22 protein-coding genes are annotated in these 19,726 nt (G+C 56.2%); 3 read left to right on the top strand and 19 right to left on the bottom strand.

Annotation, left to right across the window (positions count from 1 at the left end; genetic code table 11):
• The first annotated feature begins 1 nt into the window (after position 1).
• A complete protein-coding gene (gene flgL / locus Q0931_RS15050) occupies positions 2-943 on the top strand; it encodes a flagellar hook-associated protein FlgL (protein WP_299261723.1) in 942 nt (313 codons plus the stop codon).
• Positions 944-1,092: 149 nt separating this feature from the next.
• On the opposite strand, the gene fliR is transcribed toward flgL, so the two are convergent.
• The 14 genes from fliR to fliF all read right to left on the bottom strand — a co-directional run bounded on the left by fliR (position 1,093) and on the right by fliF (position 12,686).
• Positions 1,093-1,875 (bottom strand): flagellar biosynthetic protein FliR, encoded by a 783-nt coding sequence (gene fliR / locus Q0931_RS15045; protein ID WP_299261721.1) that lies wholly within the window; start codon positions 1,873-1,875, stop codon positions 1,093-1,095.
• An 11-nt stretch (positions 1,876-1,886) separates the two neighbouring features.
• The gene (gene fliQ, locus Q0931_RS15040; protein WP_115853248.1) at positions 1,887-2,156 is read right to left on the bottom strand and encodes a flagellar biosynthesis protein FliQ; all 270 of its coding nucleotides are present in this window, start codon (positions 2,154-2,156) and stop codon (positions 1,887-1,889) included.
• Between the two features lie 70 nt (positions 2,157-2,226).
• A complete protein-coding gene (gene fliP, locus Q0931_RS15035) occupies positions 2,227-2,934 on the bottom strand; it encodes a flagellar type III secretion system pore protein FliP (RefSeq protein ID WP_299261853.1) in 708 nt (235 codons plus the stop codon).
• A 71-nt stretch (positions 2,935-3,005) separates the two neighbouring features.
• Positions 3,006-3,557 carry a flagellar biosynthetic protein FliO gene (fliO, locus tag Q0931_RS15030; protein WP_299261714.1) on the bottom strand — a complete coding sequence of 184 codons (552 nt, stop codon included), beginning with the start codon at positions 3,555-3,557 and terminating at the stop codon, positions 3,006-3,008.
• A gap of 46 nt (positions 3,558-3,603) precedes the next feature.
• Complete coding sequence (gene fliN / locus Q0931_RS15025) at positions 3,604-4,110, bottom strand: flagellar motor switch protein FliN (protein WP_299261712.1); 507 nt, start codon at positions 4,108-4,110, stop codon at positions 3,604-3,606.
• Positions 4,103-5,110: a flagellar motor switch protein FliM gene (gene fliM, locus Q0931_RS15020; RefSeq protein ID WP_299261710.1), complete on the bottom strand. Its 1,008-nt coding sequence runs from the start codon at positions 5,108-5,110 to the stop codon at positions 4,103-4,105. Before fliM ends, fliN begins: the two co-directional genes overlap by 8 nt.
• Before the next feature lie 6 nt (positions 5,111-5,116).
• The gene (gene fliL, locus Q0931_RS15015) at positions 5,117-5,608 is read right to left on the bottom strand and encodes a flagellar basal body-associated protein FliL (RefSeq protein WP_299261708.1); all 492 of its coding nucleotides are present in this window, start codon (positions 5,606-5,608) and stop codon (positions 5,117-5,119) included.
• A 4-nt stretch (positions 5,609-5,612) separates the two neighbouring features.
• On the bottom strand, positions 5,613-5,831 hold the full coding sequence (locus Q0931_RS15010; RefSeq protein ID WP_299261705.1) for a hypothetical protein: 219 nt from the start codon (positions 5,829-5,831) through the stop codon (positions 5,613-5,615).
• A gap of 42 nt (positions 5,832-5,873) precedes the next feature.
• Positions 5,874-7,304, bottom strand: a complete 1,431-nt coding sequence (locus Q0931_RS15005) for a flagellar hook-length control protein FliK (protein WP_299261703.1) — start codon at positions 7,302-7,304, stop codon at positions 5,874-5,876.
• A gap of 30 nt (positions 7,305-7,334) precedes the next feature.
• On the bottom strand, positions 7,335-7,781 hold the full coding sequence (fliJ, locus tag Q0931_RS15000) for a flagellar export protein FliJ (RefSeq protein ID WP_299261701.1): 447 nt from the start codon (positions 7,779-7,781) through the stop codon (positions 7,335-7,337).
• A gap of 61 nt (positions 7,782-7,842) precedes the next feature.
• Positions 7,843-9,219: a flagellar protein export ATPase FliI gene (gene fliI / locus Q0931_RS14995; protein ID WP_299261699.1), complete on the bottom strand. Its 1,377-nt coding sequence runs from the start codon at positions 9,217-9,219 to the stop codon at positions 7,843-7,845.
• A 27-nt stretch (positions 9,220-9,246) separates the two neighbouring features.
• Positions 9,247-9,939, bottom strand: a complete 693-nt coding sequence (locus Q0931_RS14990) for a flagellar assembly protein FliH (protein WP_299261697.1) — start codon at positions 9,937-9,939, stop codon at positions 9,247-9,249.
• Positions 9,932-10,936 (bottom strand): flagellar motor switch protein FliG, encoded by a 1,005-nt coding sequence (gene fliG / locus Q0931_RS14985; RefSeq protein ID WP_299261695.1) that lies wholly within the window; start codon positions 10,934-10,936, stop codon positions 9,932-9,934. The genes Q0931_RS14990 and fliG overlap by 8 nt, the downstream gene beginning before the upstream one ends.
• Positions 10,923-12,686, bottom strand: coding sequence for a flagellar basal-body MS-ring/collar protein FliF (gene fliF, locus Q0931_RS14980; RefSeq protein WP_299261693.1), 1,764 nt, complete (start codon positions 12,684-12,686; stop codon positions 10,923-10,925). Before fliF ends, fliG begins: the two co-directional genes overlap by 14 nt.
• Before the next feature lie 264 nt (positions 12,687-12,950).
• On the opposite strand from fliF, the gene fliE reads away from it, so the two are divergent.
• Positions 12,951-13,274 (top strand): flagellar hook-basal body complex protein FliE, encoded by a 324-nt coding sequence (gene fliE, locus Q0931_RS14975; RefSeq protein ID WP_366941627.1) that lies wholly within the window; start codon positions 12,951-12,953, stop codon positions 13,272-13,274.
• A 112-nt stretch (positions 13,275-13,386) separates the two neighbouring features.
• Here fliE and Q0931_RS14970 read toward each other — a convergent pair whose 3' ends face one another.
• Complete coding sequence (locus Q0931_RS14970; RefSeq protein WP_299261691.1) at positions 13,387-13,719, bottom strand: flagellar protein FlaG; 333 nt, start codon at positions 13,717-13,719, stop codon at positions 13,387-13,389.
• 574 nt (positions 13,720-14,293) lie between these two features.
• Here Q0931_RS14970 and Q0931_RS14965 point away from each other — a divergent pair.
• Positions 14,294-15,190, top strand: coding sequence for an ATP-grasp fold amidoligase family protein (locus Q0931_RS14965; RefSeq protein ID WP_299261689.1), 897 nt, complete (start codon positions 14,294-14,296; stop codon positions 15,188-15,190).
• A gap of 58 nt (positions 15,191-15,248) precedes the next feature.
• Here the strand turns inward: Q0931_RS14965 and Q0931_RS14960 are convergent, their stop codons facing one another.
• From Q0931_RS14960 to Q0931_RS14945, 4 genes are all read right to left on the bottom strand, one after another.
• Positions 15,249-16,253 carry a GGDEF domain-containing protein gene (locus Q0931_RS14960; protein ID WP_299261687.1) on the bottom strand — a complete coding sequence of 335 codons (1,005 nt, stop codon included), beginning with the start codon at positions 16,251-16,253 and terminating at the stop codon, positions 15,249-15,251.
• Between the two features lie 244 nt (positions 16,254-16,497).
• Positions 16,498-17,181, bottom strand: a complete 684-nt coding sequence (locus tag Q0931_RS14955; RefSeq protein ID WP_299261685.1) for an OmpW family outer membrane protein — start codon at positions 17,179-17,181, stop codon at positions 16,498-16,500.
• 297 nt (positions 17,182-17,478) lie between these two features.
• The gene (locus Q0931_RS14950; RefSeq protein WP_299261683.1) at positions 17,479-18,942 is read right to left on the bottom strand and encodes a flagellin; all 1,464 of its coding nucleotides are present in this window, start codon (positions 18,940-18,942) and stop codon (positions 17,479-17,481) included.
• A 163-nt stretch (positions 18,943-19,105) separates the two neighbouring features.
• On the bottom strand, positions 19,106-19,726 hold a 621-nt coding region (locus Q0931_RS14945; RefSeq protein WP_299261681.1), incomplete at its 5' end, for a flagellin.

Here is a 19,726-nt window from a genome sequence, read left to right as displayed (position 1 = left end):
AATGCGTATTAGTACTTCAATGATGTTCGAGCGCAGTCAGAATGCCATGCAGAGCCGCCAGAGCGATCTGTCGAAAGTGGGTGAGCAGGTCGCCAGTGGCAAGCGTGTCGTGTCGCCGTCCGATGATCCGCGTGCTGCTTCGCAGGCTCTGATCGTCAAGCAGGATCAGGCCGTGCAGGAACAGTTCAAGAGTGGTCGGACATCGGCCAACAGCACGCTGTCCCTGCAGGAAAATACCCTGAACAGCGTGTCGGATCTGCTGGTCAGCGCCAAGGGGCTGATCGTCAAGGCCGGTAACGGCACCTACACCGATAGTGATCGTGCCTCGGTTGCCACTGAGCTTGAAGGGCTCTATAACCAGATGCTGGGGCTGGCCAATACCAGAGACAGCAGTGGTCAATATATGTTTGCGGGCTCAAAGGGTGACGTAAAGCCCTTTGAAACCGCTGCTGATGGTACAGTGGAGGCCTATGCCGGAGATACACAGCCGCTGAACATAAAGGTTGATGCTTCGCGCAGCATGAATGTCAACGCGGCAGGATCAGAGGTTTTCAAGGCACCCGCCACCAAAAGCGGGGAAGTTGATCAACCACTGTTCAAGGTGTTCGAAGAAGCCATTGCAACGTTGCGAGAGCCACAGACTGCCGAAAACCAGGATGACCTGCGTTCCAGGCTGGACCAGGCCAACCGCCAGATCGACAGCGGCAGCGATAATATCCTGAGCGCGCGCTCTGCGATTGGCAGCAAGCTTAACGAGCTGGATGTGCTTGGCGATATTGGCGATACACGGACCATCAGCAACAAGGTCACTCTCTCTGATCTGGAAGATCTGGATTATGCCGAAGCCATCTCTCGCTATACGCTGGGCCAGATTGGACTGGAAGCCTCTCAGAAGATGTTCATGCAGACGCAGCAGACCTCACTGTTCAGTCTGATTCGTTAATATCCGGCAAGCCATGTGATCAAAACCCATGTCGGTTACGACATGGGTTTTTTCTTATGCATGACTTATGCATGAAAGGTGCTTGTCCTGGAGCAATGCAATCTCACGATGCTTCTCTGAACATATGAATTAAAGAAGTACATCGCCATTCAAGAGAATAGCTCGGTAACGCTGACCATCTGATTGAGGGCGCTTTCAAACATGCGCTGAAAGATCGTGCCCAGCTCCGGCGTCATGAAGGTCAGCAACACCACGCCGGTTAACAGCGTAATGGGAAAGCCTACCGAGAAAATCGAGAACTGCGGTGAGGCGCGGTTAAGAATACCCATCGATATATTGATGATCAGAAGTGCTGTCAGTACCGGCAGGGACATGAGAAAACCTGCCGAGAAAATGAAGCTGCCCCAGCGGGCGATGGCATCAAACCCTGCGGGCTCAAGGCCTTCCACACCGATCGGCAGACGAGTGAAGGTTTCGATCATGATGCGGATCATGATGGTATGACCGTTAAGCGCCATGAACATGAGGATCGCAATCATGTTCAAAAAGCGCGACAGCACCGTGGTGGTGCCCTGGGCTTCGGGAGAATAGAACGAGGCAAAGGAAAGGCCCATCTGCAGGGCGATATAGTCACCGGCGGCCTGGATGGCGGCAAATACCAGTCGCATGACCAGCCCAAGGGCCGCGCCGATAATGAACTGCTGGATAATGATCATGATGCCCGCCCAGGAAGCAGGAGGAACATCCGGCATGGGAGGCACTACGGGCGCTACGATCACCGTCAGGGCAAAGGCCAGCCCGACCTTGGCCGTTCGGGGGATTGCGGTTTCGCCAAAGATGGGGGCGGTGCCAATAAATGCCAGAATTCTGACGAAAGGCCAAAAAAAGGCCGTCAGCCAGGCATCAAGCTGGGCGGAAGTAATCTCCAGCAAGCGAAGGCCCTCTAGCCGATCATGCCGGGGATATTATTGAAAAGCTCCCGGGTGAAGTCGGACAGCGTGCCCAGCATCCATGACCCGCCAATGATCAATGTGGTAAAGACCGCCAGAATTTTGGGAATAAAGGACAGTGTCATTTCATTGATCTGGGTAGCCGCCTGGAAAAGGCTGACCAGCAGACCGACCGTCAGGGCCACCAGCAGCAGCGGTGCGGCAATCAAAAGCGTCAGCATCATGCCGCGATAGGCCAGACTCATTACCATTTCCGGTGTCATGGAGGCACTCCTTGAAGTCGAGATAATTCGGGGTTATTACCCCGGAAACGCCCAGCCGTGGTTGCCATGCCTACATATAAAAGCTTTGCGCCAGTGAACCCATTAGAAGCCCCCAGCCATCGACCAGTACAAAAAGCATCAGCTTGAAGGGCAATGACACGATGGCAGGCGGCACCATCATCATCCCCAGCGCCATCAAAACGCTGGCCACCACCAGGTCGATGATCAAAAAGGGAATGAAAATCGTAAACCCGATCTGGAAGGCGGTTTTCAATTCACTGGTGACAAAGGAAGGCAACAGCAGGCGCATGGGCACATCTTCCGGGCCTTCCATGGCCGGCATGTTGGCGATGCCGGCAAACATGGCGATGTCGCTTTCACGCGTTTGATGCAGCATGAATTCCCGCAGGGGCTGGCTGCCGATTTCGATGGCCTGCGGCATGCCGATATTGCCTTCCGACAGCGGTTGCCAGGCCGTCTCATAAATCTGCTCAAAGACCGGCGACATGACAAAAAAGGTCAGAAACAGCGCCAGTCCAACCAATATCTGATTGGGTGGTGAAGACTGGGTGCCCAGCGCACTTCTTAAAAGCCCCAGCACAATGATAATTCGGGTGAAGCCCGTCATCATTAAAAGCGCTGCCGGCAAAAAGGCCATTGAGCTCAGCAGTACCAGCGTCTCGATGGAGAGACTCCAGGACTGGCCGCCGCCGTCAAGCGGCTGACTGGTCATGGCCGGGAATTCGGCCGAGGCGTGGGTCGGCAGCGATACCAGCATGGCCAGTAATGGCAGCAGCACCGGCAGGCCGAGTCGGGTCCAGTGAGGCAGGCGGAGCAGAGCAGAGTGAGTCATGGGCGCCTATCAAAGCGCTGAGACAGCGCACGCTTGAAGCTTTCTGAGAAGGTAGGGCGGGCAGAAGTAGTCTGGTCGACAGGGCGGCCATTATTGTCCATGGGCCCCTGGGATTTTGCCGGCATTTCATGAAGTCGGTTGACGCTGCCGGGCGTCACCCCGAGCACCAGCCAGGTCTCATCTACCTCGACGACCACCACGCGTTCGCGCGTGCCGACACTTTGGCTTGCCACGATGCGAAGTGACTGCCCCTGAAGGCGCCGTCCCGGCCCAAGACGCTTGACGATCGCGGCAAGCCCCCAGATCAGCAAAAGCACCAGCGCCAGCCCCAGTGCCGTCTTGCCCAGGCCCGCCATACCCAGCCCGTTGTCATGAGCGAGAGAAGGGCTTGAAGCGGCGGGCGTGACGGCGATGTGGGCGCTACCAATTTGATGGGCGCTTGTTAACGCCGCGGCATCAAGCGAGCCGTCGGCAAAGTGCCTGAAGCTTTCCAGAGGGGGCGAGGAGGTTGCCTCGCGCGTGTGGCTGTCGGTCATGGGATGACTCATATCATTTCATTCAAGGGACACGACTTAGCACGAGCGAGGCGCGACTTCAACGATTAAGCTTATGAATGCGCTCGGAAGGCGTAATGATATCGGTTATGCGAATGCCGTATTTGTCCTCCACCACGACCACTTCCCCCTGAGCAATCAGATAGCCATTGATCAGAATGTTCATGGGTTCACCGGCCAGACCGTCGAGTTCCACGACCGATCCCTTGGCCAGATCCAGCAGCTCGCGGATGGTCATGCGGGTGCGGCCCAGCTCGACCGACAGCGTGACCGGAATTTCCATGATGACATCCAGCTCGCGCGACTGACCGTGCGCGTCAGTGCCCGACAGGGGCTGGAATATACGGTCGCTGGCAGGCTCTGCCGCCGCAGGAGGCGTTTCTTCCAGGGCATGCTCCGGTGTTTCACCGGTTTCTGCAAAGGCTGCGCCCCAGTCGATATCGTCTTCATCGGTGGCAGCACCCTGCTCCTGCATGGCACTGGCCCAGTCATCGGGCATCTCGTCAGACTTGTCGTTGGGTGAATCCGGGTTTTTAGGATCAGTCATGATGCGTATTCCTGTGGGCATCGATGGGACGATGGTCGATCAATCTTTTGACGCGCAGACCCTTCTGGCCATTGAGGCTGCCGTAATCGCAGGCCATGACCGGTACACCGTCGACGCGCACGTTGATGTCCTGAGGCAGATCGATGGGCAGTACATCACCCACCGACAGCTTCGAGATTTTGCTCAGGGTGGTATTGATCGTTGTGAAGTCCGCGACCAGTTCCACGCTTGAGGATTTCACCTCGCTGGCAAGGCGCTGCATCCTTTCGCGATCTTCTTCCGGGTCATTGCGCTGTAGCGGCCCTGAAAGCGTCTCGCGAATGGGTTCAATCATCGAGTAGGGCATGCAGATATGAAAATCACTGCCAAAGGCACCCACCTCGACATGAAAGGTCGTGTTGACCACCAGTTCGTTGGCGCTGTTGGTGATGTTGGTAAATTTCACCTGCATCTCCGAGCGCTGATATTCAAGCTCCACCGGGTAGATGGACTGCCAGCCCTCGGCGTAGCTTTCCAGTGTCAGATTCAATAGACGCCGGATAATACGCTGCTCTGTATGGGTAAATTCCCGGCCTTCCGATTTGGTCAGAAAACGCCCGTCTCCGCCAAAGAGGCTATCCACTACCAGAAACACCAGGTTGGGTGGAAACACGATCAGCGCATTGCCCTTGAGCGGCTTGATGGCAATCATGTTGATATTGGCGGGCACCGGCAGGTTGCGCGTGAACTCGCTGTATTTCTGAATCTTGACCGGGCCTACCGTAATGTCCGCCGTACGTCTGATCAGGTTGAACAGCGCCATGCGAAAGCGACGGCCAAAGCGCTCATGAATGATATCCAGCGACTGCAGTCGGCCACGTACCACACGCTGCTGGTTGGCTGGATCGAAAGGGCGAATACGCTTGGTGCCAATGTCCCCGGAACGCGTCTCTTCTTCCTCGCCACTCACCCCTTTGAGTAGCGCGTCGATCTCTTCCTGGGACAGCATGTCATCTGCCATGGGGGCCTACTGAACGATGAAATCGGTGAAGAGGGCATCGCTTACTGCGACGCTATTTGTATCGCCATTGAACGGCTGCTCGAAGGCCCCGATCAACGCTTGTGCCAGAGCCTGCTTGCCGGCCGGCGTGGTGAGTTGATCGCCCTGCTGACCGGTCAGTACCATCAGGATACGATTGCGCACCTCAGGCATTTGTTCTCTCAGGGTAGTGGCGGCTTCTTCGCCTTCTGCCTTGAGGGTGATACCGACATAAAGAATACGGCCACTGCCATCATTGAGATTCACGGTGAAAGGTTTGAGCTCAACAAAGACCGGTACAGGCGCCGGTGCGCTTTGTGCGCTTTCCTGTGTTGTCTCGGCCGGGGCGTCTCCCTTGAGGAAATACCAGGCACCTGCAGCACACGCCATGCCCACTAAAATGACCAGCAGCGCGACGATAACCCAGAGAAGTTTTTTACTGCCGGCCTTGGCCGGAGGCGTTGCGGTAGATGTCGTCATGGCGTCAGATCAATCCAGTCAGGGTTGAGAACACTTGTTCATTCATCCGTAACATCATGTGTTCGGGTTGATGCCATGGTACGGATTGGCGCGCTAAACGATGGATCAAATAGCGCGCTCTCAGACGGTTATCTCGACGTTTTGAAATCCAGAGCGTTTCGAAATCGGGAAAGCGTTTGATGCGCACGCCGAATGAAAACGAAAGGGCCGCGCTGGCAGACATCAGCGCGACCCCGAAAGATCTTTTTCAGTACCCGAAAGATAATCAGGCAAAAAGATCGATACCGCCGTTGAGCGAGCGGCCCGGCAGAGCGCTGATCGAAATCACGTCGGCGTCAGTATCGATGCCAGTGATAGTGCTCGAAGCATCACGCGAGGCCAGAGCTTCGGGGGTGCGTTCCTGCTGCTGCTGGAACCCACCCTGTTGGAAGCTGCCCTGATCACTGACCGAGGTCTGGCCCAGCTCGATGCCGCTGGCACTGAAGGCGTCACGCAGCTGAGGCAGGGCGGCTTCGATGGCGGCACGAACCTGCGCATGATGCGAGGCAATATGCAGCTGCGCGCTCTGTTCACCCATTTTCAGCGAAATGGACAGCGGCCCCAGTTCGAGCGGATTCATGTTCAGCCGCGCTTCACCACCACCACGCATACTGAGATTGATGACCTGACGCTCAAATGCCGAGCTCCACTGATCACTGTCCATGGCGGGCAGGGTGGCTGTCGTGACCGCCTGAGCGACACCGGGCGCCATCGAACCAGCGCCTGACTGGCCCGTCAGGGCAGACAGGGTATTCAGCGGACTATCGTTGGTTTCAGAAGCGATTGTCTGAGTGCCAGACGTTGCGTCAGCACCTGCGCTACCTGACCGAAAAAGCGGCCCCTCGCGCTGCGAAAAGAGCTCGCCAAACAGTCGTTCGCCTCGAGCGCCTTCCTGAGCCTGACCCTTTTGCAGATCCTGCGTGCCATCAAGGGCTGTGGCCTCGCGACCGCGCAGGTTCTGTTCCAGCATGCTGCGCCTTGCGGGGAGGGCACCTTCACGTCCAGCGGGCGCATTTTGAGCCAGCGACGTCTGCATCAAGGAACCGGTATCTATCAGTCCGTAAAGTGACGCGGCGCTATCGGTCTGATCGCTCTCGCTCAGGCGCTTGCCCCTGGCGTTGAGCGCGTCGGCCTTGATATCGGAAGTCTGCTTGTCCGCGGCCGTCAATCGGCTGCTACGATCGCCCCCCAGTGTCTCGAGCGGCCGGCGTCCGTCTGCCAGTGCCGCGAGTCTGGGCTGGCGTGATTCATCAATCCCTTTCTGATTGGCCAGTGTCGAACGAGCGCGGTCTGTGCCGCGCTGTACACCAGTCTCATCAGAGTGCTCACGGCTTTCGAGACGATTGCCCTGAAGTTGCTCAAGAGCGCTGGATAGCGTTTGACGAGCACTGCCCGCCTGTACCGGTTTGCGATCACCGGCGATGCTGGCGTCGCTGCCTTTATGCAGGGCAGAACCTTTTGAATCCAAGCCTGCGTCCTCGGCACGGGCCTGTCGCCGGGACGCTGCAGAACCTGTTTTCGAAGGCTCGGTATCGCTTTGACGACGTGCCTTTGTATCGTTTAAAAGGGCGCCGAAGCCGTTATCGCTATCGCTGCCTTTGGTGTTGGCGCTGGTAGAGCCCCGGGAGGTGATCTGAGCGTTGACTGGCGTCAGCATGTGTCATGTTTCCTGACAGAAAAAACGTGGTTAGAACCCACCCAGCGCGGAGGTTGCCCGACTGGCATATTCATCACTCTGGCGCTGTTCAAGCTTGTTCATGCGGTGTTCTGCTTCCTGACGGCGCCGGCTGATCAAAACGTCATAGGAATTCACACGCTTTTGTTGCTGCTGCCAGTTCGTCATGCCACGCGTAATGCGGCCCTGCTGCTGATCGACCTGCTGGCGCTGGTGTTCGATGGCGCGATCGAGTGATGACAAAAACCGTTGATAGTTCTGAATGGAAGCCATGGTCAGTCCACGCTGCATTGCCTGCTCGAAGCGGCGCAGGTAGTCGTTGCGATAATCACTCAACATCTCGAGCTGTGTATGGCTTTGTTGATGCGCCGAGCGCAGCTGGCCCAGCAATTTGGCTGCGGCATCACGATCGCCTTCGGCCAGCTCGATTAACATTTCAAGTGATGAATGATTGGACATGGTCCCCTCAGTATCGGTGACAGTCAGCCAAATGGCTGTCTTGTAGTCGGTGTCCCGGGCGCTATGAGTTCAAAAGCGACTTGAGCCCTTCTACCGAATGCTCGACATCGGCGCGCTCACCCATGCGCTGCTGCAGGAAGGCTTCCAGTGCCGGATAGAGCCGGATGGCTTCATCCAGCAGTCGATCACTGCCTGCGGCGTAGGCGCCTACGCTGATCAAATCTCGGTTGCGCTGATAGCGTGACAACATCTGCTTAAAGTATTTGATGCACTCGAAATGTGGTTCGTCGATAAGCGCTGTCATTGCACGGCTTATTGATGCTTCGATATCAATGGCCGGGTAGTGACCCGCTTCAGCAAGCGTTCGGGACAGTACAATGTGGCCGTCAAGAATGGCGCGCGCGGCGTCGGCGATCGGATCCTGCTGATCATCACCTTCGGTCAGCACGGTATAAAACCCGGTAATCGAGCCCTTGCCCGGGGCGTCGTTACCGGCGCGTTCGACCAGTGCGGGCAGCTTGGCAAAGACCGAAGGCGGATAGCCCTTGGTCGCCGGTGGCTCGCCGATGGCGAGCGCAATTTCACGCTGGGCCATGGCGTAGCGGGTCAGGGAGTCCATGATCAGCAGCACGTTCTTGCCGCGGTCACGAAAGTCCTCTGCCAGCCGTGTGGCATAAGCCGCGCCCTGCAGGCGCAGCAGCGGTGACATGTCGGCCGGAGCGGCCACCACCACGGCGCGGCGCTGACCCTCGGCACCCAGAATGTTTTCGATGAAATCCTTGACCTCACGGCCACGTTCACCGATCAGGCCCACGACGATGACATCCGCCTGGGTGTAGCGGGCCATCATGCCCAGAAGCACACTCTTGCCCACGCCCGAGCCGGCAAAAAGGCCAAGACGCTGGCCGCGGCCGACCGTGAGCAGGGCATTGATGGCACGAACGCCCACATCGAGCACTTCCTCGATGGGAGCGCGCTGTAGCGGGTTGAGCGTTGGGGCATTGAGCGACACGTTATCCGGCTCGACCAGCGGGCCGCGGCCATCCAGCACCTGGCCGCGGGCATCCACCACGCGTCCGAGCAGGGCATCGCCTACCGGTAGTTGCTTGCTCTGGGATTGACCAGCGCCCGGGCGGGGATTGACCGGCCAGACGCGGGCGCCGGGCACCAGCCCGCTGGTTTCGACCAGCGGCATCAAAAAAAGCCGATCGCCATTGAAACCGACCACTTCAGCTTCGGCTTCTCCCTGGCCGTCGGCCAGCTCGACCAGGCAGCCACATCCCAGCGGCAGGCGCAGGCCGACGGCTTCCAGCACCAGTCCGGTGGCGCGGGTCAGCCGGCCGCGTTCGCGATTGGCCGGCAGTTTCTGTACGCGCCGTGTGGCGGTTTCCAGCGTACGCTTCCACTGATTGAGCATGGCATCACTGTTCAATGACATGAGAGCTGACTCCTGTCGCGGGGTTCATCAGTGCTTGCCATGGCCAACGGCGTGACGCAGCCGTTCCCATCGGTCGTCGCGAGTGGCATCGATTTCAAGTTGATCGGTTTCCAGTCGGCAGTCCCCGCGTGACAGCGAGAGATCGCTCTTGAGCTGCCAGCCGACATCACCGAGCAGGGTGCTCAGCTGCTTCTGGACCATGGCCAGGTCGTCGGGGTGAACACAGATGCGCGGCGACCCACCAAGCGTGGGGTGTTCCATCATCAGCTTTTCGATGTCATCAAGAATATGTTCGGGCGCCAGCTCAAGCGACCGCCCGGCCAGCTGGCGGCCGGTCTCCAGCGCCAGCTCGACCAGAGCGTAGGCAATATCGTCCTTGAGCTTGCCGGCGGCCGTGTCAAAGGCGTTGACCATGTCTGCCACCGGGGCAAGTGCTTCATGCAGGCGCGATTCAAGCTCGAGCTGATAGTCCTGGTGAGCCTGCGCCCGACCGGCTTCAAGTCCTGCGGCATAGCCGGCATCATGTCCCTCGCGCCGGCCCTGCTCAAAGCCTTCCTGTCGTGCCTTTTCGAAGGCTTCACGGCGTATGTCGTCTTCTTCCCGACGCTGGGGAATGTTGTGTTTCTCCAGCACATCGGGAGCGGGTTGTCGCGCCTCGCGCCTTTCCAGACGACCCATCTCCCAGGGCTGCCACGACGAGTGATCGTTCGACCTAGACATAGGCGTCGTCGCCTCCTCCCAGGGTTACTTCACCGGCATCGGCCAGACGGCGTACCAGCTGCAGGATGTTTTTCTGCTCGACTTCGACCTGCGACAGGCGAATCGGTCCGCGCATCTGCATGTCTTCGCGCAAAAGCTCTGCTGCGCGCGAGGACATGTTGGAGAGAAAACGGTCGCGGAGTTCTTCCGGTGACCCCTTGAGGGCGATAACCAGAGAATTGCTGTCGACATCCTGCAGGATGCGTTTGATGCTGCGATCGTCGATATCGGCCAGATTGTCGAAGACGAACATTTCATCAAGAATCTGCTGCGCCAGAGAGTCGTCATGGTGGCGCACGCTTTCGATCACGCTCTCTTCCTGGGTAGTGTTCATCAGGTTGAGGATTTCGGCTGCCGTTCTCACGCCGCCCATCTTGCTGCGCTTGAGGTTCTGGCCATCCAGCAGGCCGCTAAGCACTTCGGTCAGCTCCTGAAGCGCGGCCGGCTGTACACCACTGAAGGTGGCAATACGCAGTACCACATCGTTACGCAGCCCTTCATCAAAGCGTGACAGCACTTCAGAGGCCTGATGGCGCTCCAGATGCACCATGATGGTGGCAATGATCTGCGGATGCTCATCGCGGATCATTTCGGAGACCACGCCGGGCTCCATCAGGTTCAGGGCATCGATGCCGGAGTCGTTGCCGGATTCAAAGATGTCTTCCAGCAGGCTTGAGGCGCGTTCCTCGCCGAGTGCCTTGACCAGCACCGACCGGATATGGTCGCTTGACTGCAGGTTCAGGCCGCCGAGTTCTTCAATCTCGGTATCAAACTGGCGAAGCACTTCCATCAGACGCTCGTTGGTGAGCTGGGTGAGACCGGCCATGGCCAGCCCCACTTTTTGCACCTCACGCTGCGACATGTGCTTGAAGACTTCAGCGGCCGTATCGTCGTCCAGTGCCATCATGAGAATGGCGCTGCGCTCGATGCCTTCTTCATTGCCTTCAGTCTTTGCCATTGATCCAGCCTCTGAGAATCATTGCGACCATTCTGGGGTCTTTCTGAGCCTGGTCGCGGACCGTGCTCAACAGGGTTTCATGTTCGATGCGCTGACGACGCTTCTGCTTTTTCGCAATCTGCTCGGCGATGTCGGACTCTTCTGTTTCTTCGTCCTCGTCATCTCCGGCAGTGGCGAGCAGGGTGCCACTGCTGCCTGTGGCTGTAGTGCCTGCCGGTGCCTGTAGCGCCTGCTGACGCTCCACCAGCGGCTTGAGCAGCTTGCGCCAGAGGATAAAGGCGACAATGGCGATCAGCAGATAGCGTCCCAGCGTCTTGGCCAGTGAGATCAGCTCCGGATTTTCATACCAGGCCGGTTCCGGTGACTCGGGCGTTGCCTGCTGGCTAAAGGCGGCATTGACCACTTCCAGTGAATCGCCACGCGCTTCTGAAAAGCCCATGCCTTCGCGCACCAGGCGCTGGATCCGAGCCATTTCCTCATCGGAGAGCGCGACCAGCTCGGTCTGGCCGTTTTCGCCGGCCTGCTCGCGGTAGTTCACCACGACGGCGACCGAAAGACGCTGTACCTGGCCGGTATCCTCCTGCACATGTCGAATCAGGCGATTGATTTCGTAATTGGTCGTGCTGCTGTTTGTGGAAGAGCGGGGCACGGCCGGGGCCTGCGTCGTGGCAGCCTCCTCGCCATCACCTTGCTGACCATTGTTTTGCTGAGCGTTGTTTTGTTGAGCGTTGTTCTGGTTCTGCTCATTGTTGGCGGCGTTTTCGACCGGTGAAGGCACGGTAGGGGCCGGCTGATTGCTCAGTGCTCCGGGAACACCGCCGATACCACCGCTGCCGCTTTGCACGCTCTCACTGGACTGAATACTGCGAACGCTGGCCTGGTTGGGATCCTGATTGGGGTCGTAGGTTTCCTGGGTATGCTCGCCAATGGAAAAGTCGATATTGGCAGTGACCTGGGCGCGTACGTTGCTGTGTCCCACGATCGTTGAGAGCAGCGTTTCAATGCGCTTGCGATAATTTTCTTCAACCTGCGCTGTATATTTGAGCTGCGCATCGTTGAGGTTACGCGTGTCATCGCCGCCGGGCTGAGAAAGCAGGTTGCCGTTTTGATCCACGACGGTGACCTGATTGACCGGCAGGTTCGAAACGCTGGCCGATACCAGGTGTGTAATGGCGCTGACCTGACCTTCACTGACGGCTCGATTGCGATACAGCGTCAAAATGACCGAGGCCGACGGCTGGCGGCGGTCCCTGACGAAGACGGACTCCTGTGGCATTGCCAGATGCACGCGCGCGGTCTGCACTGAATCGATCGATTCAATGGAGCGGGCCAGCTCGCCCTCGAGCGCGCGCTGATAGTTCACATGCTCGGCAAACTGACTGATCCCGAAGGACTGGCCGTCCATCAGCTCAAAGCCAACACCGCCGCCCTTGGGCAGCCCTTCACTGGCCAGCGCCATACGGGTCTGCTCAACACTCTCGGCTGGAATCAGGATGGCCTGACCGCCTTCCGAGAAGCGGTAGGGAACCTGCATCTGATCCAGACGGGCGATGATGACACCACCGTCGCTGTCGCTCAGATTGGAAAACAGCACGCGATAGTCGGGTGCACGCGCCCATAAAAAAAGCACGACCAGAATCGCGATGGCAGCAGCGCCGGCCACAATGAGGGGCAGACGCGGATTGGCCTTGAGGCGATCCATCAGTCCGGACAGCTTCTGATCGGTGCCTTGTGTTGCTTGAGCACTCATCACATCGCCTCAGTGTTATTGGTGTTACGCGGGTTCAGCTCGATGGGCATCGGCAGACTCTTTATGCGCTGGGCACCGGAAACGGTGGCGCCCTATACCGGGAGTGGCGTCATTATTACGGTAAGTAACCAGATTGAAGGATCGAATAGCCGTTGTTTTTTTCACTATTTAGAACAATCGACGAGAGCACTTTATCTTTAAGCTGCGCTGCATTCGGTGACAAAATTTACTTTTGGTTACGATCACTCTCCCGGAGTTACTCAAATGTCAGTGGCAGCAGCGGGCCTTCAGGCCCTGGTTCAGCAGATGCAGGGCGTGGCACAGCAGGCAGGCGGTCATCAAAACGCTGCACAACAGGCAGGAGGCGTCAGTTTTGCGGGAGAACTCAAGGGGGCGATCGATCGAATCGACGGCCTGAAACAGACCGCCGAAGCCAAGGCCGTGGCGTTTTCACGCGGTGACAGCAATGTGGCCCTCAACGATGTCATGGTCGACATGCAAAAAGCCAGTGTGGCTACGGAAATGGGCATTCAGGTGCGCAACCGTGTACTCAGTGCCTATCGTGAGATCATGAGCATGCAGGTATAAGCATCGAGGAAGCAGTGCACTGCTTCCTCGATATGTTTTGAGTGGTCGATACGCGCCCTGTAGGGGCGCTTTTTTATATCCAGAGCATGCTCACCATTTTACCGCTCAGGCTTCAGGCGGTGGTCTGCAAAATCCGGCCCTGCTGACGTGCCGCCATACGTGCCATATGAAGAACTTCTTCCGTTGGGATCTGGCGAATTACATCGCCACTCTCGCGGTCGATCACGCGCGTCACAATTCGGCCACTATCGTCATGGATATCAAACTCGATACCTATGAGGGCGAAATCCTGATTCAGTTGTGTCAAGGCCTTTTCAAGCCCTGCAGTGTTATCTGTCTGCCTGGAAGGCATGGACACAGAAGTAACAGGGGCAGATGTGGCCATAAAGGTCCTGCCGAATGATGTTGGGCTGGAAATATCTGAGGCGGTGGAGATAACGATCATGGCAGTGCTCCCTTTCCGGGGTTGCTATCAATAACAGTCGAAGTTACTAACCAGACTGTGCCGAAACGCTTTTATATAAAAAATACCTGATACAATAAATCGCGAAAAAATATGAATTTGAATACAAGAATTCGGGATTTCAAGGCTTTTTTAAGCACAAGGAAGAGGCGTTCTCTGGTGCAGGAGGCTCTGTATCGAATTTATTTTTGCTCAAACCGTCAATTGGTTTTTATGAAAAACAGAGTGTTACGTATTTGCTTGATATCAGGCTGAAGGAAGGTCGTGTCGCAGCCCTGACTCATGACACTCTGTGGTCCATGAGCACCGCCAACCAGTCACGAGATCAGCTATAACCAGGGGGCACGCGCGTTACGGCATATTTTCTTTTGGTTACTCGTTTTATCTTCTGCGTATTCAAAGTTACTGATTGAAATATAAATTGACCTCGCAGGGGAAGGCAATGGAGGAATTACACGTGTTTCCAACCGCAAGTCAGCACGCCAAAGCAGAGATGCAGGTTTTTGACACAAACAACAAACAGCTTCTCCCTCAAAAGCGCCAAAGCTTGCTGCGCATGATGCGAAGGAGCATTTCCCGCTGGATACCGGATCGCCTGTATATTGCGCACCGCTATCAGAAGCATTTTGGCGTCAGGCCCAACCTGGTCAACCCTGAAACCTTCAACGAAAAAATATGCTATCGGCGTCTGCATCCCGAGCCTATTTTTTCGCCGCTGAGTGACAAGCTGCTGGTACGTGATTACGTCCGCCAGAAGATTGGCAATGAGACGCTGCTGCCGCTGTACCCGATTTCTCAGCCCTTTACCCAGCACGATTACGACAGGCTGCCCAGCAGCTTTGTCCTCAAGGCCAATCACGGCTCCGGCTACAATCTGGTGGTGCGCAACAAGGCCGATTACAGCTATGAGCTGATGCGGCGTCTCAGCGATCACTGGCTGGCCAGCAATTTTTATCGTGACAGCCGCGAGCTGCATTATCGCAGCATTACGCCTCGGCTAATGTGTGAAAAGCTGCTGCTCGACGAGAACGGCAAGATTCCCAAGGACTACAAGTTTTACTGCTTTCGCGCAGAGGGGCAGGAACCGAAGGTCTTTATTGAAGTGACGCATGATCGCTTCACCGATTTTCATGTCGATTACTATGATCAGGACTGGAATCTCGTGGATGTCGTTAATGAGCGTTTCAATACCGACTGCCCCATCGAAAAGCCGGCACAGCTGGATCGGGCCATGAAACTGGCGCTCAAACTGTCTGAAGGCTTTGGATTTGCACGCGTTGATTTCTATCTGATGCGCGATGCGATCTACTTCGGTGAGATAACCTTTACCCCGACTGGCGGCATGAAAAACTTTCGATCAGCGGCGCATGATCGTGCCTGGGGCGAGCTGTTTGATCATCGTCCGATGACCAGGGATTTTGGCTATGAAGACATGGAGGGTAATCGGTATTGAAGGAAGGATGATCAATTGATCTGCAGCGCTTAAGACAAAGCCTTGCAGGTTGGTACTGCTAACGGGATATACGATTGCGACCCGCGTGTTTGGCTTGATAAAGCGCCTGATCCGCACGGCCAACGGCCTTGTCGAACGTTTCCTGTGGCTGTTCGATTTCAGCAATACCGATACTGATGGTTACGTTGATGGCTTGTGAAGAAATTACAAAAGGCTCGGATTCAATATGCTTTCTCAGTCGTTCTGCGAAAGCACCTGCTTCATCAATGGTGGTATGAGGCAGTACGACCAGGAATTCCTCGCCCCCCCAGCGTACGGCGATATCATCGCGACGCATCAGGTTTTTCAAACGTTTGGCAAAGATTTTTAATACGGCATCTCCGCCGTCATGCCCCAGCGTGTCATTGATCTTTTTGAAATGATCAAGATCCCCTAAAAGTACGCATGTTGTGCTTCCGGGATGCTTCGAATCAAGTTTTAGCAGTGCATGCTGAATACCACGTCGATTAAAAAGCCCGGTCAGCGCATCGGTGTCGGCCTGATGTCTGAGCCTTAAGTTGGCGCGTTCACCGCTCATCGCCACATAGCCGACATACACCAGAACGCTGTTGATCTGATCAAAGATCATCGAGACGTAGGCTGTCTGCGGCGAGACCTGTAGCGGGGTAAACTGCAGCATGGCAGCGGCCAGAAAAAAACTGGCTGCATAACCGGTAAAGGCAACGGCTACCACAAGCTGGGACCAGAGATGTTCACGTCTGGCGAAAGCGATTTCGATGACGACCAGGGTCGAGGCAGCCGCCGCGAACAGAAAATAAATGATCAACATCGTATGTGCTGAAAATCCCAGTCCTGGCAAGAGAGAGCAAAGCAGCGACGGAAACAGTGTTAATGCAAACAGGACAGGCAAGTTGTTGGTACGACCGTAAAAATGACGCAGCCCACACCATGATAGGGTGATGCTGGCCATATACAGGGCAAAGACCTGTATGCTTTGCCATGTTGGCAACACACTGTTGAGGGGAGCACCTGCCAGTATCAGTGACCCCAGCAGCGAGGCCATAATGGCGCCGATCCAGTGCCAGAGATAGGTCTCTTCGCGTTGACGCAGTGCCAGAACCAGAAACAGGGCAAGATAGGCGCCGCGGCTGATCGCACTGGAAAAATGAAGCGTTTCAAGATCAAGCATGGTAACCGGCGGACTCCTTTCCTGCCGCAATGCCGGGCGTTCCTGCCCTTATTGCTGGTTATGGTGACCGCAACATCTGCCGCAGCGTCGTTTTAAAGCCGTGGTTGCCAACAAGCGTTTAAAAGCGCAGGCCTACGCCTACGCCTGCGCCTGCCGTCAGGACATCGGTATCGCTTTTTGCACTAAAGCCCTCCCCACTGAAATGCTGAGCAGGCGTTATCACATAGCCAACGCTGGCGCTGGCAAACCAGTGCTCGGAGAGGCGGTAATCCAGGCCCGCCTCCAAAAGCGGGCTGGTAAGGGCTTCCATATCGATATCTGGCACGCCCGAGGCGGGCTCAACGCTGATAGGCCAGGTGTGATTGACACCTGCCCCCAGATACGGTTTCAAGGCGGCGTCAGGGCGAAAGTGATACTGCGCTACCAGAGATACAGTGGCACTTTTAACGCGACTGATATCCAGATCGCCCAGCAGGCTGTCCGTCAGGCGGTAATCGGTCGAGATGACGCCAGCCATCGCTTCCACTGACCATTGATCGGTCAGGAAGTAGCTGACACCCAGCGTTGGCAAGCGCCTAGAAGGCGTTTCCAGCTGACCACCCAAAGGGGTTGTCTGACTACTTTCATTGACCGGCATCAGGCTGGTGGCTTTCAGACGTATCAGCCAGTTGCCTTGCTGCAAGCCTGTTGGCGATAGCGCTGTACGGTGCGAGGCCGCCTGCGTGGTCAAGGGCAGCATAAAAGACACAATGACAGCAGAGATCGTCGAAAACGTTTTAAAGTGCCCTGAAGTCAGCGTCATGATCTGAAGTCCGAAAGACGAAATAATCCTGTCATCTCAAAAGGCTGTTCTGTTGGCCTAAAGCGAGAGGCAAGCAACGCCTCAGTACACTGAGGATCTGTGGTAGTAACGGCGCTTCAGGAATTTCTCTTTAACGCGATGTAACAATAAGCGCTATATAGCAACACTATTGATTAGAGAAATGCCCAGCGATGGGATCGGCTGAAAGGAGCCGTCGAGATGCGAAGAGACAGGTGTGTTTGATCGATAAAAAAGCCCCCAGGAGCGCCGGAGCCTGTCCTGCCTAACGGACTGTGCTCAACGCAGCAGTGCGAGCACGCTATCCAGCCGCTGATTGGCCTGGGCCAGCACGGCCGTACCGGCCTGCTGGGTGATCTGTACGCGGCTCATGTTCGATACTTCAACGGCATAGTCGGCATCCATGATGCGTGATAGGGCATCGGCGGTGATGACCTGTTTGTCAGCCACTGTCTCTGTGACATCTTCAAGCCGGTTTTGCAGCGCGCCATAACTTCCACGATATTCACTAATACGATCCATCGCACGATCGAGATCACCTAGTGCCGCCCGCGCCTTTTCTGCCGGGTCAAGGCCTGTATCTTCCAGACCCAGCGTTTTGCTATCCGAAGGCGTCGCTCGAATAGTGATCTTTTGCAGATCACTACCGAAATCGGCGCCTACCACAATATCCGTATCAATACTGACCGGGCCCGTGGGCGGGGGGGGTGGAGTGTACTCAAGCGGCATGTGATCCCAGGTGGCCGAGGCATTAAAGTTTCCCTCACCCACCACAAAGATCAGCAGATCTTCTGTCACTTCATCGATCGTGAGAACTTCAAGCTGACTTTTATTGTCATCAATCCGTCCATTGTTAAAACCGGAGCCGCTTTGCCCCGCCGTTTCGGGATACTGGCGATCGCCATCACCTGACCAGTGAATCTGCATGCCGTTGTAGTTGACCGTTACGGGCAGGTGGGTGGTGTCGTACTGGCCCGTGCCATCCTGCAAGCCACTACTGTCATAGTGAGCATTCTGCTTGAAGCCTTCCGACGAATTCATGAGCAAGCGGTCGGCATCTGCTTCGCTTTCTATCTTCTGGTGTTGCCAGACGTGATCGGTGTTTTCCCCTGTGATGGGTGTACCAATCAGGTGACGTCCATCCGTGGTAAAAAGCTGAATGTCATCGTCATAGGCCAGAGAGTCCATTTCCAGCCTGAAATTCTGTGTGCCGACTGGAATATAGGCCACGCTTTTGACACCAGAAGCATAAGGCCTGAACTGAGGCTCGAGGACTTCACTGGCCGGGGGGGTATCGCCAAGCTTTACTGGCAGTGGCTGTGGTGTTGCCGGGGCCAGCGGTGTTTTGCCAAAAATGGTGGTGTCGTTGGCCACACGGTCAATCTCGGCACGGAGCTGCGTGAATTCCTGCTGGAGTGCCGCCCGGTCGGAATCTGCCAGTGTCTCGGTTGAAGCCTGTACGGCAAGCTGGCGGGCGCGCTGCAGCAGGCCATTGATGTTTTCAAGCCCGCCATCAGCGGTCTGGATCAGGCTGACACCGTCATTGACGCCACGGGTGATCTGCATATCGGCATTCAGGTTGGCCTGAAAGCGGTTGGCAATGGCCAAACCCGCAGCATCATCCTTGGCAGAATTGACACGCAAACCACTGGAGAGTCGTTCAATGGCCTGATTGAGTGAACGCTGACTTTTATCCAGCTGGTTGCTGATGGGAAGGGAACGAGATGAAGATATCGAGAACATGAACGCTCTCAGAATGCAAGAATGTGCTTGTTATATCGGCCGAAGGGGACATGGATTAAGCCAATTACTGAACTGAAAGCTGAAAGTCTGTAAGAGAACAAAAAAGGGCGCCCGAAGGCGCCCCCTGATACTGTCAACTCTAAGGCTTTCAACCGGTCTGCGATTAACGCAGCAGGGACATGACGCCCTGAGTGGTCTGGTTGGCCTGCGCCAGAACCGAAGTGCCGGCCTGCTGCAGGATCTGTGCCTTGGACATGTTGGAGACTTCGGTCGCGTAGTCGGCGTCCTTGATCTGGGACATGGCGCTGGACAGGTTGGTAGACGTGGTGGCGTTACCTTCGATGGTCGACTGCAGCCGGTTCTGCTGGGCACCCAGCGTGCTGCGTGCGCTGTCAACAGAAGCCAGTGCCTTATCGATAGTAGCCAACGGGTCACCTGTCAGTACGCCTACAGCTTCCTCTGAATCTACAGACACCTTGAGGCTCGGAGGAGTTGTTGTGCCATCGGCTGAACCATCAACGACTTTGACAGAAGCAGCGTAATGCTTGCCATCACCATCTTTTACAAAATAATTACCGTTCGTATCCTTGGTGAGGGTGCCTGCAAATGCTGCACCATCAGAGCCAGTAATATCGGCAGCGGCTGCAGCAGGTACGTCTGTACCGTATTTATCTGTTAGATCGCCAGCTGTGTAATCTGCAGGAGTACCTGTATAACCATTGACGTTGAAATCACCCACGCTAAGGGTAGATGTTTTTACATCAGTCAGACTGAGGTCGATGGT

This window comes from uncultured Kushneria sp., assembly GCF_947497025.1.
Lineage (GTDB): Bacteria > Pseudomonadota > Gammaproteobacteria > Pseudomonadales > Halomonadaceae > Kushneria.
The sequence above is the reverse complement of the archived record's forward strand: the minus strand, read 5'-3'. Positions and strand labels throughout refer to the sequence as shown.